The organism is Gilliamella sp. CG35 (assembly GCF_046635745.1).
In the GTDB taxonomy this organism is placed as follows: Bacteria; Pseudomonadota; Gammaproteobacteria; order Enterobacterales; family Orbaceae; genus Gilliamella; species Gilliamella apicola_I.
In genome coordinates this window covers 237,465-255,336 of sequence record NZ_JBIDFH010000001.1, presented here as the reverse complement: position 1 = coordinate 255,336, position 17,872 = coordinate 237,465, and the positions used below count along the sequence as shown (strand labels likewise).

General features: G+C 35.4%; 14 protein-coding genes. 7 read left to right on the top strand and 7 right to left on the bottom strand.

Annotation, left to right across the window (positions count from 1 at the left end; translation table 11 throughout):
* Positions 1-15 precede the first annotated feature (15 nt).
* The gene (locus ACGH4F_RS01205) at positions 16-1,425 is read right to left on the bottom strand and encodes an aspartate aminotransferase family protein (protein WP_143425959.1); all 1,410 of its coding nucleotides are present in this window, start codon (positions 1,423-1,425) and stop codon (positions 16-18) included.
* Between the two features lie 171 nt (positions 1,426-1,596).
* Here ACGH4F_RS01205 and ACGH4F_RS01200 point away from each other — a divergent pair, with 171 nt between their 5' ends.
* From ACGH4F_RS01200 to gyrB, 7 genes are all read left to right on the top strand, one after another.
* Positions 1,597-2,346 (top strand): MipA/OmpV family protein, encoded by a 750-nt coding sequence (locus ACGH4F_RS01200; protein ID WP_411589675.1) that lies wholly within the window; start codon positions 1,597-1,599, stop codon positions 2,344-2,346.
* Positions 2,347-2,451: 105 nt separating this feature from the next.
* Complete coding sequence (locus ACGH4F_RS01195; RefSeq protein ID WP_267350418.1) at positions 2,452-3,360, top strand: recombination-associated protein RdgC; 909 nt, start codon at positions 2,452-2,454, stop codon at positions 3,358-3,360.
* A 191-nt stretch (positions 3,361-3,551) separates the two neighbouring features.
* A complete protein-coding gene (gene ompA / locus ACGH4F_RS01190) occupies positions 3,552-4,649 on the top strand; it encodes a porin OmpA (protein WP_267350416.1) in 1,098 nt (365 codons plus the stop codon).
* Between the two features lie 151 nt (positions 4,650-4,800).
* Positions 4,801-6,159: a chromosomal replication initiator protein DnaA gene (dnaA, locus tag ACGH4F_RS01185; RefSeq protein ID WP_267350415.1), complete on the top strand. Its 1,359-nt coding sequence runs from the start codon at positions 4,801-4,803 to the stop codon at positions 6,157-6,159.
* A gap of 16 nt (positions 6,160-6,175) precedes the next feature.
* The gene (gene dnaN, locus ACGH4F_RS01180) at positions 6,176-7,279 is read left to right on the top strand and encodes a DNA polymerase III subunit beta (protein ID WP_267350413.1); all 1,104 of its coding nucleotides are present in this window, start codon (positions 6,176-6,178) and stop codon (positions 7,277-7,279) included.
* Between the two features lie 44 nt (positions 7,280-7,323).
* Positions 7,324-8,397 carry a DNA replication/repair protein RecF gene (gene recF, locus ACGH4F_RS01175; RefSeq protein WP_220216397.1) on the top strand — a complete coding sequence of 358 codons (1,074 nt, stop codon included), beginning with the start codon at positions 7,324-7,326 and terminating at the stop codon, positions 8,395-8,397.
* A gap of 43 nt (positions 8,398-8,440) precedes the next feature.
* Positions 8,441-10,852, top strand: a complete 2,412-nt coding sequence (gene gyrB / locus ACGH4F_RS01170) for a DNA topoisomerase (ATP-hydrolyzing) subunit B (protein ID WP_220216396.1) — start codon at positions 8,441-8,443, stop codon at positions 10,850-10,852.
* Positions 10,853-10,955: 103 nt separating this feature from the next.
* Here gyrB and ACGH4F_RS01165 read toward each other — a convergent pair whose 3' ends face one another.
* From ACGH4F_RS01165 to ACGH4F_RS01140, 6 genes are all read right to left on the bottom strand, one after another.
* Positions 10,956-12,428: a VWA domain-containing protein gene (locus ACGH4F_RS01165; RefSeq protein WP_411589671.1), complete on the bottom strand. Its 1,473-nt coding sequence runs from the start codon at positions 12,426-12,428 to the stop codon at positions 10,956-10,958.
* Between the two features lie 104 nt (positions 12,429-12,532).
* Positions 12,533-13,846, bottom strand: coding sequence for a vWA domain-containing protein (locus ACGH4F_RS01160; protein WP_411589669.1), 1,314 nt, complete (start codon positions 13,844-13,846; stop codon positions 12,533-12,535).
* Between the two features lie 65 nt (positions 13,847-13,911).
* Positions 13,912-14,397 carry a hypothetical protein gene (locus ACGH4F_RS01155; RefSeq protein ID WP_267358827.1) on the bottom strand — a complete coding sequence of 162 codons (486 nt, stop codon included), beginning with the start codon at positions 14,395-14,397 and terminating at the stop codon, positions 13,912-13,914.
* Positions 14,397-15,083 (bottom strand): hypothetical protein, encoded by a 687-nt coding sequence (locus ACGH4F_RS01150; protein ID WP_267350403.1) that lies wholly within the window; start codon positions 15,081-15,083, stop codon positions 14,397-14,399. Before ACGH4F_RS01150 ends, ACGH4F_RS01155 begins: the two co-directional genes overlap by 1 nt.
* A complete protein-coding gene (locus tag ACGH4F_RS01145; RefSeq protein ID WP_411589666.1) occupies positions 15,083-16,690 on the bottom strand; it encodes an SUMF1/EgtB/PvdO family nonheme iron enzyme in 1,608 nt (535 codons plus the stop codon). Before ACGH4F_RS01145 ends, ACGH4F_RS01150 begins: the two co-directional genes overlap by 1 nt.
* Positions 16,647-17,870 (bottom strand): ABC transporter permease, encoded by a 1,224-nt coding sequence (locus ACGH4F_RS01140; protein ID WP_267379780.1) that lies wholly within the window; start codon positions 17,868-17,870, stop codon positions 16,647-16,649. The genes ACGH4F_RS01145 and ACGH4F_RS01140 overlap by 44 nt, the downstream gene beginning before the upstream one ends.
* Positions 17,871-17,872 lie beyond the last annotated feature (2 nt).

Genomic DNA, 17,872 nt, shown 5'->3' with positions numbered 1-17,872 from the left:
GTTAGAAATTAACAATTAAAGTTCTTTTTTCGCTCGGGTAATTAACTGATCAAGTAGTTCGATACCTTGATCAATCTCTTGACGAGTAATATGTAGCGATGGAGCAAAAGTGATCACGTTTTTATAATAACCACCGATATCAAGCACCAAGCCCATTTTATTACCTTTCCAATCAAGATCACCTGACATACCGATATCCACCATTTTATCTACTAACGCTTTGTTAGCGGTAAAACCATCTTCGGTACAGATTTCGGCACGAAGCGCAAGACCTAAACCATCAACTTCACCAATCTCTTTATGTTTCTTCTCAAGTGTTTTTAAACCTTCAAGGAAATAAGCACCACTTTCCATAACCATGGTTTCGTAATCAGTTTCTGACGTCATTTTTAACACTTCAAGGCCAACTGCTGTACCTAATGGATTAGAAGCAAACGTTGAATGCGTTGAGCCGACAGGGAACACCTCAGGATTAATCAACTCTTCACGTGCCCATAAACCACCTAGTGGATTAAGACCATTAGTTAACGCTTTGGCAAAGACAACCACATCAGGTTTAACATCAAAATGCTCAATTGACCAAAGTTTACCTGTACGATAAAAGCCCATTTGGATTTCATCAACAACCAATAAAATTCCATATTGATCTAATACTTTTTTCAAACCTTTAAAGTAGTTACGAGGTGGAACAATATAACCACCCGTTGCTTGTAATGGTTCTGCATAAAATGCAGCATATTCAGCTTGTCCTACTTTTGGATCCCATACACCGTGGTATTCAGTTTCAAATAGACGTGCAAACTCAGCAACTAAGTGTTCACCATACTCTTCTGCGGTCATGCCTTTTGGACGACGGAACGGATATGGGAAAGGAACAAACATAGCACGATCACCGAAATGACCATAACGACGACGGTAACGATAACTAGAAGTAATTGAAGATGCGCCAAGTGTACGACCATGATAACCACCTTGGAACGCAAACATTAATGACTTACCACCAGTAGCATTACGTACTACTTTTAAAGAATCTTCAATACATTGTGATCCACCAACGTTAAAATGAACTCGTCCTTGATAACCAAAACGCTGTTCCATACCTTGTGCAATGGTTTTAGCTAATTCAATTTTGGTTGGATGCAAATATTGGCTAGCACATTGTGGTAAAGTATCAATTTGCTTTTTAAGTACGTTGTTTAATCGCTCATTAGCATAGCCAAAATTACATGCTGAATACCACATTTGTAAATCAAGGAAAGCTTTACCTTCTTTATCATACATGTAGCTACCTTCGCAACCATCAAAAATCTTTGGTGGTTCAACATAATGAACAGTATCACCAAAAGAGCAATATTTAGCTTCATCAGCTAATAATGTTGCATCGTCAGGACGACTATTAATCATTTCTAAAGTTGGTTTACTCATAATTATCTCACTAATCCATATTCAAACACGATAAAATGTGGCATTATTATTCAAGAAAATTGTTTGTTACAATGTACAATTACTGTATAGATTGTGTGACGATAGTATCAAACTCAGCGAAATAATTTTCTGCTAGAGGATAGCATTGTTACCCAAATGGATATAAACCCTATGAAAAAATCACACTGCATAATTCCTATTTTAGCGTTATCTGCATTAGGATTTGGTGAAACCGCATTAGCAGATCCTACTTTTATCGGTGTTGGTGGCGGTTGGTCAAATTCACCTTACAAAGGTTATAGTTCCAGTTACTATCCAGTTCCCCATATCGATTACGATAATGATACATTTTTTATCGATGATCTATCGGCTGGTGTGTATGTTTTTAATAACGATAATCAAAGTTTATCTATCGGTGCCCGTTATCTTGATAATGAATTCAAACCACACGACTCAAATAATCGCCAATTAAAACGGCTTGATAGCCGTCATGCAACATTATTAGCAGAAATTGAGTACTCTATTGATACCAATTGGGGCAGTTTTTCAAGCAGCATTGGAGCAGACATGCTAAATAAAAGTAATAGCATCTTAGTCAATGCCGATTACAGCGTACCATTTATGCTAGGTAATTTAATTATTGTTCCAACAATAGGTATTAACTGGGCAAATAACAAACACAATAATTATTACTATGGGATATCACATAAAGAATCTTCTCGTTCTGATTTACGCTATTATCATGCTAACGGATCTTTCACACCCTATATCGAAATAGGTGCACAATATACATTAACCGAACATCTTAATCTGTTCGGTGGCATGCATGTCGACAAATTAACCGGTGATGCAGCTAATAGCCCAATGGTTAACAAAAGCACTGTAACCTCATTTTATATGGGAGTCTCTTATAAATTTTAATTTCAATACTTTTTATTTACCCCATACAATATAGATAAACGATTTAATCAAATTAATCCTGATACAGTTTGGATATCATTAAAATAAATTTAGGAAATCAAAATTATGCTTTGGTTTAAAAATGCCATTATTTACCAACTTAATAATGACACTTTACTTGACAAAAACGCTATTGAAAAAGCTATCAAATCGGTACCTTTTACCCCATGTGGAAATATAGATACCATGAAAATGGGTTGGGTTTCACCTTATAATGATAATTATCACGATGATTTTATTGTTGATATGCAAGGTCACCTTTTATTACGTATAAAAAAAGAAACAAAACTTTTACCGGCTCCTGTTATCAAACAAGCTCTACTTGAAAAAATTGATAAACAAGAACAAGCACTGAGTAGAAAGTTAACTAAAAATGAAAAGGCAACGTTAAAAGATGAAGTCATGATCGACCTTATGCCTAGAGCATTTAGTAAATACAATCATTACTGGTTATGGATAGACACCATAAATAAACGTATTATTCTTGATACCAGCAGTTTTAAGCAAGCAGAAGATATTTTGGCTATTCTACGTAAGGAATTGGGAGTTCTTGCATTAACACCGCTCTCCATTGAAAAACCAGTTGAGCAAATCATGACAACTTGGGTCAAAGAAAAACTGAACTTTGCACCTTTTATATTAGGTGATCAAGCCGAATTAAAAGATCCACTTGAAGGAAACGGGATTATTAGCTGCAAAAATCAAGATATCACCAGTGATGAAATGATGATACATTTTGATTCGGGAAAATGGATAACAAAAGTGAAAATTATCGACGAAAGAGGTGTGAATTTTATCGTCAATAATGATTTAACATTGAAGCGAATAAAATTTGATTCTAGTGTTTTAGATGAAAATGAGGATATTGGCGCTGATGAATTTGATAAAAAATTAGAAGCCGATTTTTTCATCATGGCGAACTTATTATCAACAACAATCAATGACTTTTATATCGTCATCAATAAAATTACTTAAAAGATTGTGTAAACTTTTTTTACATAAAGTGTCATTAATTATAGATCTGCGTATAATATATGCTATAATTGAAATCAAATTATGTGCATCATAATTAAAAACAATAAGTAATCGATCCTTTATTTAAAGTAAAATTTAATTAAAAGGAAAGCAAACAACGTCTATAACAACATTCAAGTTGAGGCAACAAAATGAAAAAAACAACATTAGCTCTAGCAATCGCAGTTGCGAGCTTAACAGCTACTGCGGCAAATGCAGCATATGAAGACAACACTTTTTACGTTGGTGGTAAATTAGGCTGGTCAGAACTTTATAGTTTAGATCAAAGTAAAGTACGTGCATTTAGTCGTGATGTTAAAATCAGCACAACTGACAAAAGTAATGTTGCTGGTGGTGCATTCCTTGGCTTCCAAGCTAACCCATATTTAGCATTCGAATTAGGTTATGATTGGTTAGGTTCTGCTAAATATAAAAGATCTTACCACAATGCAGGTAAAACTTATGACGTAGGTCATAGTAAAGTTTCTGCTCAAGGTGTTTCTTTAACTGGTAAATTAAGCTATCCATTATCTTTCATCTCTGATGATTTAGATGTTTATGGTCGTGCAGGTGCAATGATCACTATCGCTAAATGGAAAAACGGTGGATACGTTAAAGAAAGTTATGGCAAAGGCGGAACAAAAACTGACGTTTCTCCAGTTTATGCATTAGGTTTAGACTACCGTTTTGCAGAAGACTTCTCTACTCGTTTAGAGTATCAATATGTTAACCATATCCATACTAAAACTGACGCATCTCCAGATGCAGGAACTTTAAGCTTAGGTATCACTTACCGTTTAGGTTCTCCAGCTGTTGAAGCTCCAGTTGTTGTTAAAACTTCTGAACGAGTTTACGATTTAAACGCTGACGTTCTATTTGCCTATGCAAAAGCTGACTTAAAAGAAAAAGGTCGTGAAGAGTTAGATAGATTATTACAAGATCTTATCAAACTTAGCCCTACTCAAACTGCGATCGTAGTAATTGGTCATACTGACCGTATCGGTTCAGAAAACTATAACCAAAAACTTTCAGAACAACGCGCTCAATCTGTGATGAAATACTTAGTATCTAAAGGTGTTCCATCTGAGATCATCAGTGCTCGTGGTGTAGGTAAATCTCAACCAGTAACTGGCAGCGAATGTAATGGCAAACGTGGCGCTACATTAAAAGCATGTTTAGCACCAGATCGTCGTGTACAAATCGAAGTGAAAGCAACTAACCTTCAACAAGTTAGAGAAACAACTCACTAATTTTCGATTTCCAAAACAATAAAAACCCGGTTAATCCGGGTTTTTTATTGCTAATAAGTTAGTGAATAAACATTAAAACTCTATAAATTATCCACAAAAAAGTTTATAATTAACGATGTGCTGTTAATAATAAAAATTAAAGGAGTGATTTGTGCCTACCGCTATCTGGCAAGAATGTCTTTCTCAACTACAAGAAGAACTTCCTACAACGGAATTCAATTTATGGATTCGCCCATTGCAAGCGGAAATGATTGATAACAAACTCTATATTTATGCACCAAACAGATTTGTATTAGATTGGGTAAAAAATAAATACCTTAACAACATATCTCAATTGATCAATACACTTTTCAATGATGATTCCCTAAAGCTATACCTTGAGGTGGGATCAACATTGTCAATGGAAAAAAAAACTAAAAATAATCAGCCTAAAACGGACGTAATGCCGGCTTGGAAAACAACCAAAGAAAGTAATAATAATCATACCTATCACTCGGGAATAAACCATAAACATACATTTAATAGCTTTGTTGAAGGTAAATCCAACCAACTCGCAGTAGCTGCTGCCAAACAGGTTGCTCAAAATCCAGGAAAAGCTTATAACCCACTATTTTTATACGGCTCTACAGGTTTAGGTAAGACCCATTTATTACATGCTGTAGGCAATCAAATCATGGAAGTCAAAAGTAATGCCAAAGTAGTCTATATGCATTCGGAACGATTTGTTCAAGATATGGTAAAGGCACTGCAAAATAATGCGATAGAAGAGTTCAAAATTTACTATCGTTCTGTTGATGCATTACTGATTGATGATATCCAATTCTTTGCCAATAAAGAGCGATCACAAGAAGAATTCTTCCATACCTTTAATTCATTATTAGAAGGTAACCAACAAATTATTTTAACTTCAGACCGTTATCCCAAAGAAATTGATGGCGTTGAAGATCGCTTAAAATCACGTTTTGGCTGGGGCTTAACGATTGCGATTGAACCACCAGAACTTGAAACACGAGTCGCAATTTTGATGAAAAAAGCCGAAGAAAATAATATAAAATTACCTGAAGAAGTCGCTTTTTTTATTGCTAAACGATTACGTTCTAATGTGCGAGAACTAGAAGGCGCATTAAATCGGGTAATTGCCAATGCAAATTTCACGGGCAAATCCATTACGATTGATTTTGTTAAAGATGCTCTGAAAGATTTACTTGCCTTACAAGAAAAATTAATTACTATTGATAATATCCAAAAAACGGTTGCAGAGTATTATAAAATTAAAGTATCGGATCTACTTTCCAAACGTCGTTCCCGTTCTGTTGCAAGACCGCGGCAAGTTGCCATGGCATTAGCAAAAGAATTAACAAATAAAAGTCTTCCTGAAATTGGTGATGGCTTTGGCGGAAGAGATCATACGACTGTATTACATGCATGCAGAAAGATCGCTGAATTAAAAGAAGAAAGCAATGATATTAAAGAGGATTATTCCAATTTAATTCGAACATTATCAACTTAATAAAAGAATCAACATTATGAAATTTATTATTGATCGAGAAAAACTTATCAAACCATTGCAACTTGTTAGTGCGCCTTTAAGCAGTCGCCCGACGCTACCAATTTTAGGCAATTTATTGTTACAAGTAAGTGATAGTACACTATCCATGACGGGAACCGATCTTGAAATAGAGATGATTGCTCATATCCCGCTTACGGAAGCAAACGAACCCGGTGCAACCACAGTCCCAGCGAGAAAGTTTCTTGATATTTGTCGAAATTTACCCAACAATGCTCAGATTTCAATAACTGTTGATGACAATCGATTGATGATTCAATCTGGTCGAAGTAAATTTTCCTTATCTACACTACCTGCCAGTGATTTTCCTAACTTAGAAAACTGGCAAAGCGATGTCGAACTTTCTGTACCACAAAAAACAATCAAACGTCTTATCGATGCCGTCCAGTTTTCGATGGCTAACCAAGATGTAAGATACTACCTTAATGGTATGTTATTTGAAATCGAAGATGGACTTTTAAAATCTGTTGCAACCGATGGACATCGACTTGCTCTTTGTTCGCAACCGATTGGTCAAAATATTGCAACGTCTTGTTCTGTAATTTTACCAAGAAAAGGCGTTATTGAACTGGCAAAATTGGTGAGTGATAATGACGATATTATCAATATACAAATTGGTAATAATAATTTACGAGTTAATCTCGGTGATTTTACCTTCACCTCAAAACTGATTGACGGCAGATTCCCTGACTACAAACGAGTATTGCCACGTAATCCCGATAAACCGTTAGAAGTTTCGTGCGAAGAGTTTAGAAATTCGTTATCACGTGTCGCAATTTTATCCAATGAAAAATTTCGCGGTATCCGACTTCATGTTCACAACAACCAATTAAAAATTACAGCAAATAACCCAGAACAAGAAGAAGCAGAAGAAGTGGTTGATGTAAAATACTCTTCAGCAGAACTTGAAATTGGCTTTAATGTGACCTATTTATTAGATATATTAAATACGTTGAAGTGCGATAGTGTACAACTACTTTTAACTGATGCCACATCAAGTGTACAAATTGAAGACATTAATGATCAGTCAGCCATTTATGTTGTGATGCCAATGCGCTTATAATCAAATTTAACCTTTCCGGCTTAGGCCGGAATAACTTAGCTTATATGATTCTTTCACAGATCAAAATCCATCATTTTCGTAATATATCTTATACCGAGCTGTGTTTATCCCCCCATTTCAACTTTATTGTTGGCGATAATGGTAGTGGTAAAACTAGCTTACTTGAGGCTATCTATATGCTTGGTCATGGACGAGCATTTAGACATATACAGTCCAATCGTATTATTCAGCATGAACAATCTGAATTAACGTTATTTAGCCAAATTGAATCATCTAATCAACAAACCCGAACCATTGGGTTAGTCAAAGCACGTAATAATGATAATAGAATTAAAATTGATGGTGATGAGGGATTTCGATTAACCGATCTTGCTAAACTCTTACCCATTCAATTAATTACACCAGAAGGATTTGATTTACTTATTGGTGGACCAAAATATCGACGAGCTTTTATTGATTGGGGGTGTTTTCATCATTATCCTGAATTTATCCATTTATGGAACAATTTAAAGCGGTTATTTAAGCAACGTAATGCCTTATTAAAACAATCCACGAGTTATAATCAACTGTTACCTTGGGATAAAGAGCTGGCTCCCATTGCTGAAAAAATAAGTCAAATTCGCTCGGAGTATTCACAGCATATTTTTCCCGAAATCATACAAACCTGCCATGACTTTTTGCCTGAATATCTGCTTAATTGTCAATATTATCAAGGGTGGGAACAAAACATTAATTATAGCGACATATTACACAAACAGTATGAACGAGATAGATTACTCAACTATACTTCATTAGGCCCACATAAAGCCGATATCCGTTTGCGTATCGACAATATACCTGTTGAAGATTTCTTATCACGGGGTCAATTAAAATTATTGATGTGTGCACTACGTCTTGCGCAAGGTGAATATTATTCAAAACAAAGCGCACAACCTTGTGTCTATTTAATTGATGATTTTGCGTCAGAATTAGATCATCATAAACGAGCATTATTAGCAAAACGGTTAAAAATGGCGAATTCACAAGTGTTTATCACAGCGGTTAGCCAAGACCAAGTAACCCATATGATTGACGAAAATGATAAGATTTTTCACATAAAATCTGGTATAATTTCCTAAATATACAGAATGATATAAATAAATCAAACAAGTCGAGAGATCCATGTCAAATTCTTATGATTCTTCTAGCATTAAAGTACTTAAAGGACTTGATGCTGTCCGAAAACGTCCAGGTATGTATATTGGTGACACTGATGATGGAACAGGACTTCACCATATGGTTTTTGAAGTTGTTGATAATGCCATTGACGAAGCATTAGCTGGCTATTGTCATCACATTGAAGTGACCATTCACCCTGATAATTCAGTCTCAGTACGAGATGATGGTCGTGGTATTCCAACCGGTATCCATGAAGAAGAAGGAGTTTCAGCAGCTGAAGTCATTATGACGGTATTACATGCTGGCGGAAAATTTGATGATAATTCATATAAAGTATCTGGTGGTTTACATGGTGTGGGTGTTTCCGTCGTTAATGCCCTATCTGATAAATTAGAATTGGTCATTTATCGTGAAGGAAAAATTCACCAACAAGTTTACCATTTAGGTGTCCCTCAAGAGCCGTTAAAAATCATTGGCGAGACTAGTGAATCGGGTACTTATGTGCGTTTTTGGCCAAGCCCAGAAACTTTTACTAATATTGAATTTGTTTATGAAGTTTTAGCTAAACGCTTACGTGAGCTATCATTCTTAAATTCAGGTGTTTCAATCAGATTGCTTGATGAACGTACCGGTAAAAGCGAACATTACCACTACGAAGGTGGGATACAAGCTTTTGTTGAATACTTGAATAAAAATAAAAACCCGATTCATCCAAAAATCTTTTACTTCAGTACGGAAAAAGACGGTATAGGTGTTGAAATCGCTTTACAGTGGAACGACGGTTACCAAGAAAATATTTATTGTTTCACCAATAATATTCCTCAACGAGACGGCGGTACCCATTTAGCCGGTTTTCGTGGAGCAATGACCCGCACCCTAAACAATTATATGGAAGCGGAAGGATACAGCAAAAAAGCGAAAATTAGTGCGACCGGTGATGATGCTCGTGAAGGACTCATCGCGGTTGTATCGGTCAAAGTACCTGATCCAAAATTCTCATCTCAAACTAAAGATAAGCTAGTTTCGTCAGAAGTTAAATCGGCTGTTGAATCGGTAATGGGTGAAAAATTAGCGGAATATCTGCTTGAAAACCCATCTGATGCAAAAATCGTGGTAGGTAAAATTATTGATGCAGCAAGAGCACGTGAAGCCGCTCGTAAAGCTCGAGAGATGACACGGCGTAAAGGTGCATTAGATTTAGGTGGCTTGCCGGGTAAACTGGCTGATTGCCAAGAAAAAGACCCTGCTCTATCTGAACTTTACTTAGTGGAAGGGGACTCTGCGGGCGGTTCTGCAAAACAGGGACGAAACCGCAAAAACCAAGCCATTTTACCGCTTAAAGGTAAAATCTTGAATGTAGAAAAAGCTCGCTTTGATAAAATGCTTTCTTCACAAGAAGTTGCTACACTGATTACAGCATTGGGTTGTGGAATTGGTCGTGATGAATACAACCCAGATAAAATGCGATATCACAGCATTATTATCATGACCGATGCTGACGTCGACGGCTCACATATTCGAACATTGCTATTAACCTTTTTCTATCGTCAAATGCCCGAAATTATCGAACGTGGTTATGTTTATATTGCGCAACCACCACTCTATAAAGTGAAAAAAGGGAAACAAGAACAATACATCAAAGATGATGAAGCGATGACGCAATTCCAAATAGCATTAGCGCTTGAAGATGCTTCATTGCATGTTAACGATCATGCGCCTGCACTGGCTGGCGAAGCCTTAGAAAGATTGATTGCTGAGTATCAAAAAGTTGAAAAGCTCATCGCGAAAATGGAACGCCGTTATCCTAAAGCATTATTGTCTGAACTGGTTTACCATGATGTATTAGATGAAAATATACTTAAAGATAAGCAATTAGTCGAAAATTGGGCAAAAACCATTGTCGACAATTTATCGAATAAAGAACAACATGGTAGTAGTTACCGTTATTCAGCTGAATATAATGAAAAAACACAACTTTATGTACCTGTCATCAAAGTGAGAACGCATGGAGTAGATAATAACTATGCATTAGATCAGGTATTTATTCACAGTAATGAGTATCGTAACATTTGTCATTTGGGTAAACAGTTAAGAGAACTCTTAGAAGAGAGTGCTTATATCCAAAGAGGAGAACGAAAACAACCGGTTAGTTCTTTTGAAGAAGCCGTTGATTGGTTAATTAAAGAATCACGCCGTGGTCTGACTATCCAACGTTATAAAGGGTTGGGTGAAATGAATCCAGAACAATTATGGGAAACCACAATGGATCCAACCAGTCGTCGAATGTTACAAGTGACCATTAAAGATGCTATTGAAGCGGATCAACTATTTACCACACTAATGGGGGATGAAGTTGAACCTCGTCGATTATTTATCGAAGAAAATGCTCTTAAAGCAGCTAACTTAGATTTTTAATTAGCTCAAATTGGAATAAAAAACCAGACTCAAAATAGTCTGGTTTTTTTATTAATACTCACCGCTAAAATAGCCTACGATGAATATTCATCTGTCATATTCTTTATTGGCATACAGGGCGATTAATTTTCATATCTGAAACGGCTTTATTCATCTGTTTAATCATATCTTTTGGTGTCTGAGCTATATATACCTTGCCCCCTGTCGCATTTGCAACACAATCAATCTTATGTTCACCAGCAATATCGACAATATTGATTTTTAAACGAGGTTTTGAGACTGAAATATGATGAGCTAATGTACAGATATTTTTATGAGTACAGGTATCTTCACCGTCACTGATAATTAAAATATAATCATCTCGTTTTACCCCATCAAGCATATTACTGGCTTTTTCTAATCCATTATAAAGTGGTGTTCCCCCACCACCAGCAGCGGTTGGCGTCAGTTTATTAATTTTATTTTTCAGTGTTCCACGGTTTTTATAACTATAAAAAGGTGAAACCTCGGCCGATGGACAGCCCGTTAGGGTCACTAGTGAAATATTGATATTTTGTTGTATTTTATCAATGCTAGTTAAAGCAACCTTTTTGCTACTTGATAAACGGCTTGGTAATCGAGTCATACGTTTTTCGTAGTTTAGCTTGTCTTGTTCCGACATATAGCGTGGAAAACCATAACCCAAATACTGAAAATACTGTTCAACCTCAGCGGGTGACTCTGCTAATGTCACTATCATCGACAACGAATTATCAAATACCATCACCATTTTAGAAGGATTGGGATTACTGACCAATTCTTCTTTGGTAATACAATTAGCAGGATTTTTAACTTTTGGTTTAGGCTTTTCTTCTGGTTCCGGTTTTTTCTCTTCAACCACTGTTTCTGTGTGCTCAACAGGTTTAGGATCTTGCTTGATTTCTGGTTCAGGTTGGACAGGAACATCAACTGGCTCTAATTGAGGTTTTTTCTCTTCATCAGCAGGTGTTATTACTGGTGCTGAAACATGACTTGCTTCATCCACACTATCTTTATTAAATGGATAAAAGACATACCAAAGCCCACCAATTAATGCCAGTAATAGCAATGCTAAAAGGAATATAGACCACCAACGCCAAGTCGATTTGGTTGGAAGCTTGGGTTCGGGTACTTTAGGCGGTAAAACAGGATCTTCAAACGTATGAACAATAACAGGCTCATCATTAATGACAAAAATTGAATTACCTAAACTTTTAATTCTTGGTATCCAAAATGAAACCAGTGTTTGTTGTTCAGGGGTTAACGGCATCAATTTAACGGTATTTTCAATATCAATAATACGTGTTTGTAACGTTGTCGTTACCGTTTGTCGATATAGTTCATTACTGATATCGCTTAATAATATGGGTTGTCCTTCCAGATTGGTAGACCATGCAATGTAATGATCATCTTCTATCAATTTTGGAATAGCGAAGACAGAAAAAGCCCGTTCAGTCAGATGTGATTTTAATAACGATAGTAATGAATTATATTGTTCTAATAAATTGATTTTTTGTGAATCACTGCTATCAAAACAATGCCGTGTTATTCGCTGCATGATAAATTAACTTCCTTACAGATCATTCTAATTTTACCTCAGCTTCAACATGAACATCCAAATATTAAAGATCATCACTGAATAATATCCTATTCGAATGCTACTTATTCACACAAAGGTTTACTGATATTCATATCAGAAACCGCTTTATTCATCTGTTCAACAAGCTCGGTGACATTGTTAGCAATATAGACCTTTCCACCCGTTTTATCCGCTAAACAATCAATCTTATGCTGTCCCACAATGTCCACTATATTTATTTTTAAACGTGGTTGTTGGTTGGCAATTTCATTGGCTAAAGTACAAATATTATCTTCCGAACAATTATCGTCACCATCACTGATAATTAAAATATAATCATCATGATTTACGCCATCAAGCATTGAACTGGCTTGCTTTACACCACTATATAACGGAGTAGCACTATCGTATTCTAATGGTGTTAAACGATTAATTTCATTCTTCAATTTTTCTCTATTATCAAAATGATAAAATGCAGATGCCTTTGCGACAGGACAACTATTTAACGTGACAAGAGCAATATTGATATTAGGTTGTATTTTATCAATACTGGATAACGCAACTTGCTTACTACTCGATAGTCGATTCGGTAATCGGGTCATTCTTTCTTCATATTGCTTGGCTTCTTCGAAAGTAAGACGATCAATCCCATTTGACAAATATTTTTCAATTTCTGCTTGAGGTTCAGTAAGCGTTAAATACATCGAAGCGGAGTTATCAAATATCATCACCATTTTAGAGGTTTGCTCGTTTTTTTGGATTTCTTCCTGTGAAATACAGCTAATTACTTCAGAAGTGGGATTGTTTGAGGTCGTTGGTGGTAATAGTTCAGCAATAGGTACGGGGGCTTTATCTTTTATATATAAATAATATAGATATCCAAGTAACCCGATAAAAGCAAGTGCTAAGGTCAAAAACCACCACCTACGCCAAAATGATTTTGTTGTCTTGACAGGAAGGGCTGGAGCCACTTCATTAGTCAGGATTGGCTCATCAAAATGATGAACAATCACAGGTTCATTATTAATGACATAAATCACATTACCTAAACTTCTCATTCTCGGTAACCAAGCAGAAAGAAGCGTTTGTTGATCTTCCGTTAATGATTTGATTTTGATAGTATTTTCAATATCATTTAAACGTGTTTGAAGTGTTTTTTCAATCTGCTTTTTATCTGCTTCATTAATAATATCTTCAATGGCAACGGGTTGACCTTCAAGATGCGTATACCAACCAAGATAATGATCGCCTTCAATTAATCTCGGTATTGCTAAAATCGAAAAACTACGTTCGCTAACATTAGGCTTTAACAATTGTAAAACTGAATTATATTGATCAAATAACGAGATTTTATCTAAATCATTAGGATCAAATAACATTCTGGTTATACGTTGCATTGCTAATTTGTTTCCTTATGTTAAACATCGCTTTTGCTAACTATTGATATAATGAATACGCAAATTTAGATATTCAAAGCTTTCTGTAATTGTTGAAGTTTTTTATTTAATTTATCTAACTCAACTTTCTTTTCAATTTCTGAAGAATTTGAATTATTCACTTGCTTAAGTTGTTTTTCAATATCATCGACTTGTGCTTGCAAGTCTGCTCGATCTTTCGCTTTTTCTTTAATTTCGTTGGTTAAACTCGTTAAATCATCTTTCAATTTTTGTTGTTGTGCTTGCTTTTGCTTAATACTTAAGGCAGTGTCATTTTTCTGTCTTTCTATATTGGCATAGATCGCTTTAAATTGTTGATTTGCCTTTTTTTCATCTTCTAAAATTTGCTGTTTTTGATCAATTCGGGCTTGATAGTTGCCAGAATAATGACAACTTATCTTATCAAAAAAACCGATATTCGTATTCGTTGGATCACACTGTTCGGTTGTGGTTGAACAGCCCATTAACAACAAAATAGGGCTGAATAATATAAGGTATCTTTTTTTCATCATTAGCTCACCTGTACTGCTGAACGTTGTTGACTTACCACATTAATTTGTTTTTCAAGTAATGCTATCTGTTTATGAAGCTGATTAATTTGTTTATCTAATTTTGACATATTAATCCCTGATTGTTTTTCCCTTGCTGAAAGCATAACCCAATCACTTTCAATGCCTTTCATACGATCTAATTTGTCAGTTAAGTAAGCAATATTTGCATCGATTTGCTTCAACTCATTTTTAATCTGTCTTTTACTCAACGTTTTATTTTCAATCTGACTATTTAACACTTTCAAAGTTGCTAAATTTTTATCCAATACGGCTTGCGCATTTTGAGTGACAGCTTGTACTTCCATATTATTTTGCTGAATATCATAAATATAAGCATCAATGCGCATTTCTTCATCTGCATACTCAGCACGCTTAGAATCAAGATAATAATTAGCGCCCATTAATACACCACACCCTACCGCTGCTGTAGCCAGACAAACACCCGGTTTTCCGCCAACTAAAATACAGCTAAGACCAGAAAATCCTGCACCAACGACACACGATTGCCAGGCTGATTTACTAAAAAATTGAGATGTATTACTATTGGTTAATGCAGGATCAACGTCTTTAGTTCTCCACCCTGATGATTGACATCCAGTTAAGACAACAGATAAACATAATGTTATTATGACAACTATTTTTTTCATTATTTCCTTCCTTTAATTTCATTGCAGGTTTGTAACCAAACTGATTGTTCTATTTTACCCGATACAATGTATTGATTGATATGTTTTAAATAGAGCTTTAAATAATCGCTCATATTTGCCTTTCCACTACTTTGTAAAATAAATTGTGTTGCTTTAGCTTGTTCATTAATTGTGTTTTTTTCGTAATTTGATGCAGTGCTAACAATAGTATCAGCATAATATTTTAATATAAAATTGCGTGCATTTCTTGAATCAATAACAACTTGATTTAAATTATTTAACTTTGTTTTAGAACACATATCTGTACTCTCTAGCTCACTTGAGTCGCTTGCATCACAAATTTCATTAATCATTGTATTATATAAATTATGATTATATTCATATTTATCATTAAGATCAGAGACATTCGCACATAAAAAAGCCCCCAATTGTAAGGCAGATTGAATGGAACGATCTCGCTGCTCATCCCGTGACTGGTTCGCACTTCGTAAAAGTAGATTAAGTTGATTTAACTCTTTTTTAGTTTTTTCATCTTCAACTTGTTTAGTAATTTTTTCCAGTTCATTCACCACATTGTTATCATTTGACGATTCGACTTCATTACCAAGTTCGTTCCACTGTTTTTCTAATTCTTTAATCGAAACTTTAGAGTGCATAACTTCAGTGGTATACACTAAACGAAATCCAACATCTTTGCTTTGATAAGCACCTTTATTATCATAGTAAGGCTTTTCACTACGAAAGGCAGTTGTTATTGAAGATTCAGGAGTCAAATAACTACCGCCCCGAATAATCATGCCTCCTGGTTGTCCATGATAACGATCTAATTTATTCATTCTAAATGAATCAAACATCATTTCACTGGCATTACCTAAAATATCATAAAGATCCAGTGGATTAGGAGCTAACCGACCAATAAGTTGTAATTTTCCATTGGCTGACTTTGCCCCTGAAAACCAGGCATAGTTTTCCAAACCACTCGTAATAGGAAAAACTGTCTCGCGAAATTCAGATTCAGTGACTTTCATGCCACCCCGTGCAGCGTACTCCCATTCGGTATTCGTTGGCAAACGTACATAGCCTTTTGGCAACGCTTTTAATTGAGATTGGTTTTCCAGTAACCATTGGTTATATTTATTACTAAATGCAATAGCATCAAACCAACTAATATTAGTCACAGGGAAAATCAAACTCACTTTAGCCGTTGGACAAGTATCATTCATCACCGCTTGATATTGTAGTGCTGTAATTTCATATTTACCGATTAAATAATACCTTTCTTCGTTTTCATTAGAAAAGCTACCAGAAATATAATTAGGTGTTGCGTATTCAGCAAAACCTAACTCTTTTTGATTACTGCCTAAAATTACTTTTACATCCTCAAGTGGTTTATTGGTAGGCGTAAATACCCTTTTCATCACCAAACGCCCATCACAAGGCATCGGCAAAATCACATCATCACTGGCAGGTTTAGGATTATAAAACTTACTATCCCAAGGCTCAGCATAACTGCATAAAGGGATAAAACTTAAGATTAGTCCCCAATAATGCCATTTTTTATGATTATACTTCGCGCAAGCTTTCTGCAGGCTGAATCTTAACAGCACGTCGACCTCCTACCGTTACTACAATAGCTGATATCAATAAAGTAAGTAAAAATGCGATAATAAAATGATAAAATTGTAATTGGCTAACTACTGGATGTGAAACTAAATTTTTACCTAACACAAAATTAAAGGCATAGTTGCCAAATAAAAAAAGTAGGCAAGAAATGATAAATGCCAAACAACTTAGCATCATGGCTTGAGTCATTAAATAAAGCATAATCCCTTTTGATTTAAATCCAAGTAATCGCATCAAAGCGATATCTTTGCGTTTACGTTCAATATTAGATAGAAATGATCCTGTAAAAGATAAAATACACCCTAATACAGCTGTTATTGCAATGACACTAAATATAAAATTGAGAACCCGATCTATCGCTTGCATATTTTCTATCGCATTAGCTTGAGTACGTGTTTCAATATTTTGTTGACGTAGTTTATAAGACAAAGGCGCTACATCATCAAGTGACCTTGCATAAATACGTGCTCTGGCAAATGAGTTATGTTCTGGCGGATTAACAAGCCCTGTGGTTGATTGAAAAATATTTATTTGATAACCGTCATAAAAATGTTCCATATCAATTAAAAGCGCTAAAGACACAAATGCGGCAGCCCGACCATAATAAATTTCGGGAATCACTCCGATGATCTCTAACTCGACTATACCTTTTTCCAGTTTGCCATCGAGTTGCCTTGTCACAACCATTTTTACTTTATCACCAACCTTTGCCTGCATTTTTTCTGCGGCTAAAGCGGATATTAAAATCTGTTGTTCATGATGCAAGAGCGGTAAACTTTGAGTTATCGGATCACCTTTAGCTGTTGGAATAATTTCAGCATTATTAACAAAATGACGATTATCTTTCATTAAATCAGCTTGAGTATTAAGGGAACGTGTCAACGGAATCACAAACGCAGTTTCAGGTTGTTGGGCAATCCATTCAAACATTGAATGATCTAACTGTAAATTACCCACAATTTTAACTTCTAAATTTTGCGGATCATTAAGTAACTGCTGGCGAAGCTGTGAAACAACACCATATTTTAAGCTAAAGAGTAGCAACAGTGGGGTAATTACCGAGATCACCGATGCAATAATACAAAATGAAACCTTCTTGTCGTACCATAAATCCGACAAAGATAACCGAGTAATAAGCCGCCATTTCGATAATAATGTGATCATCG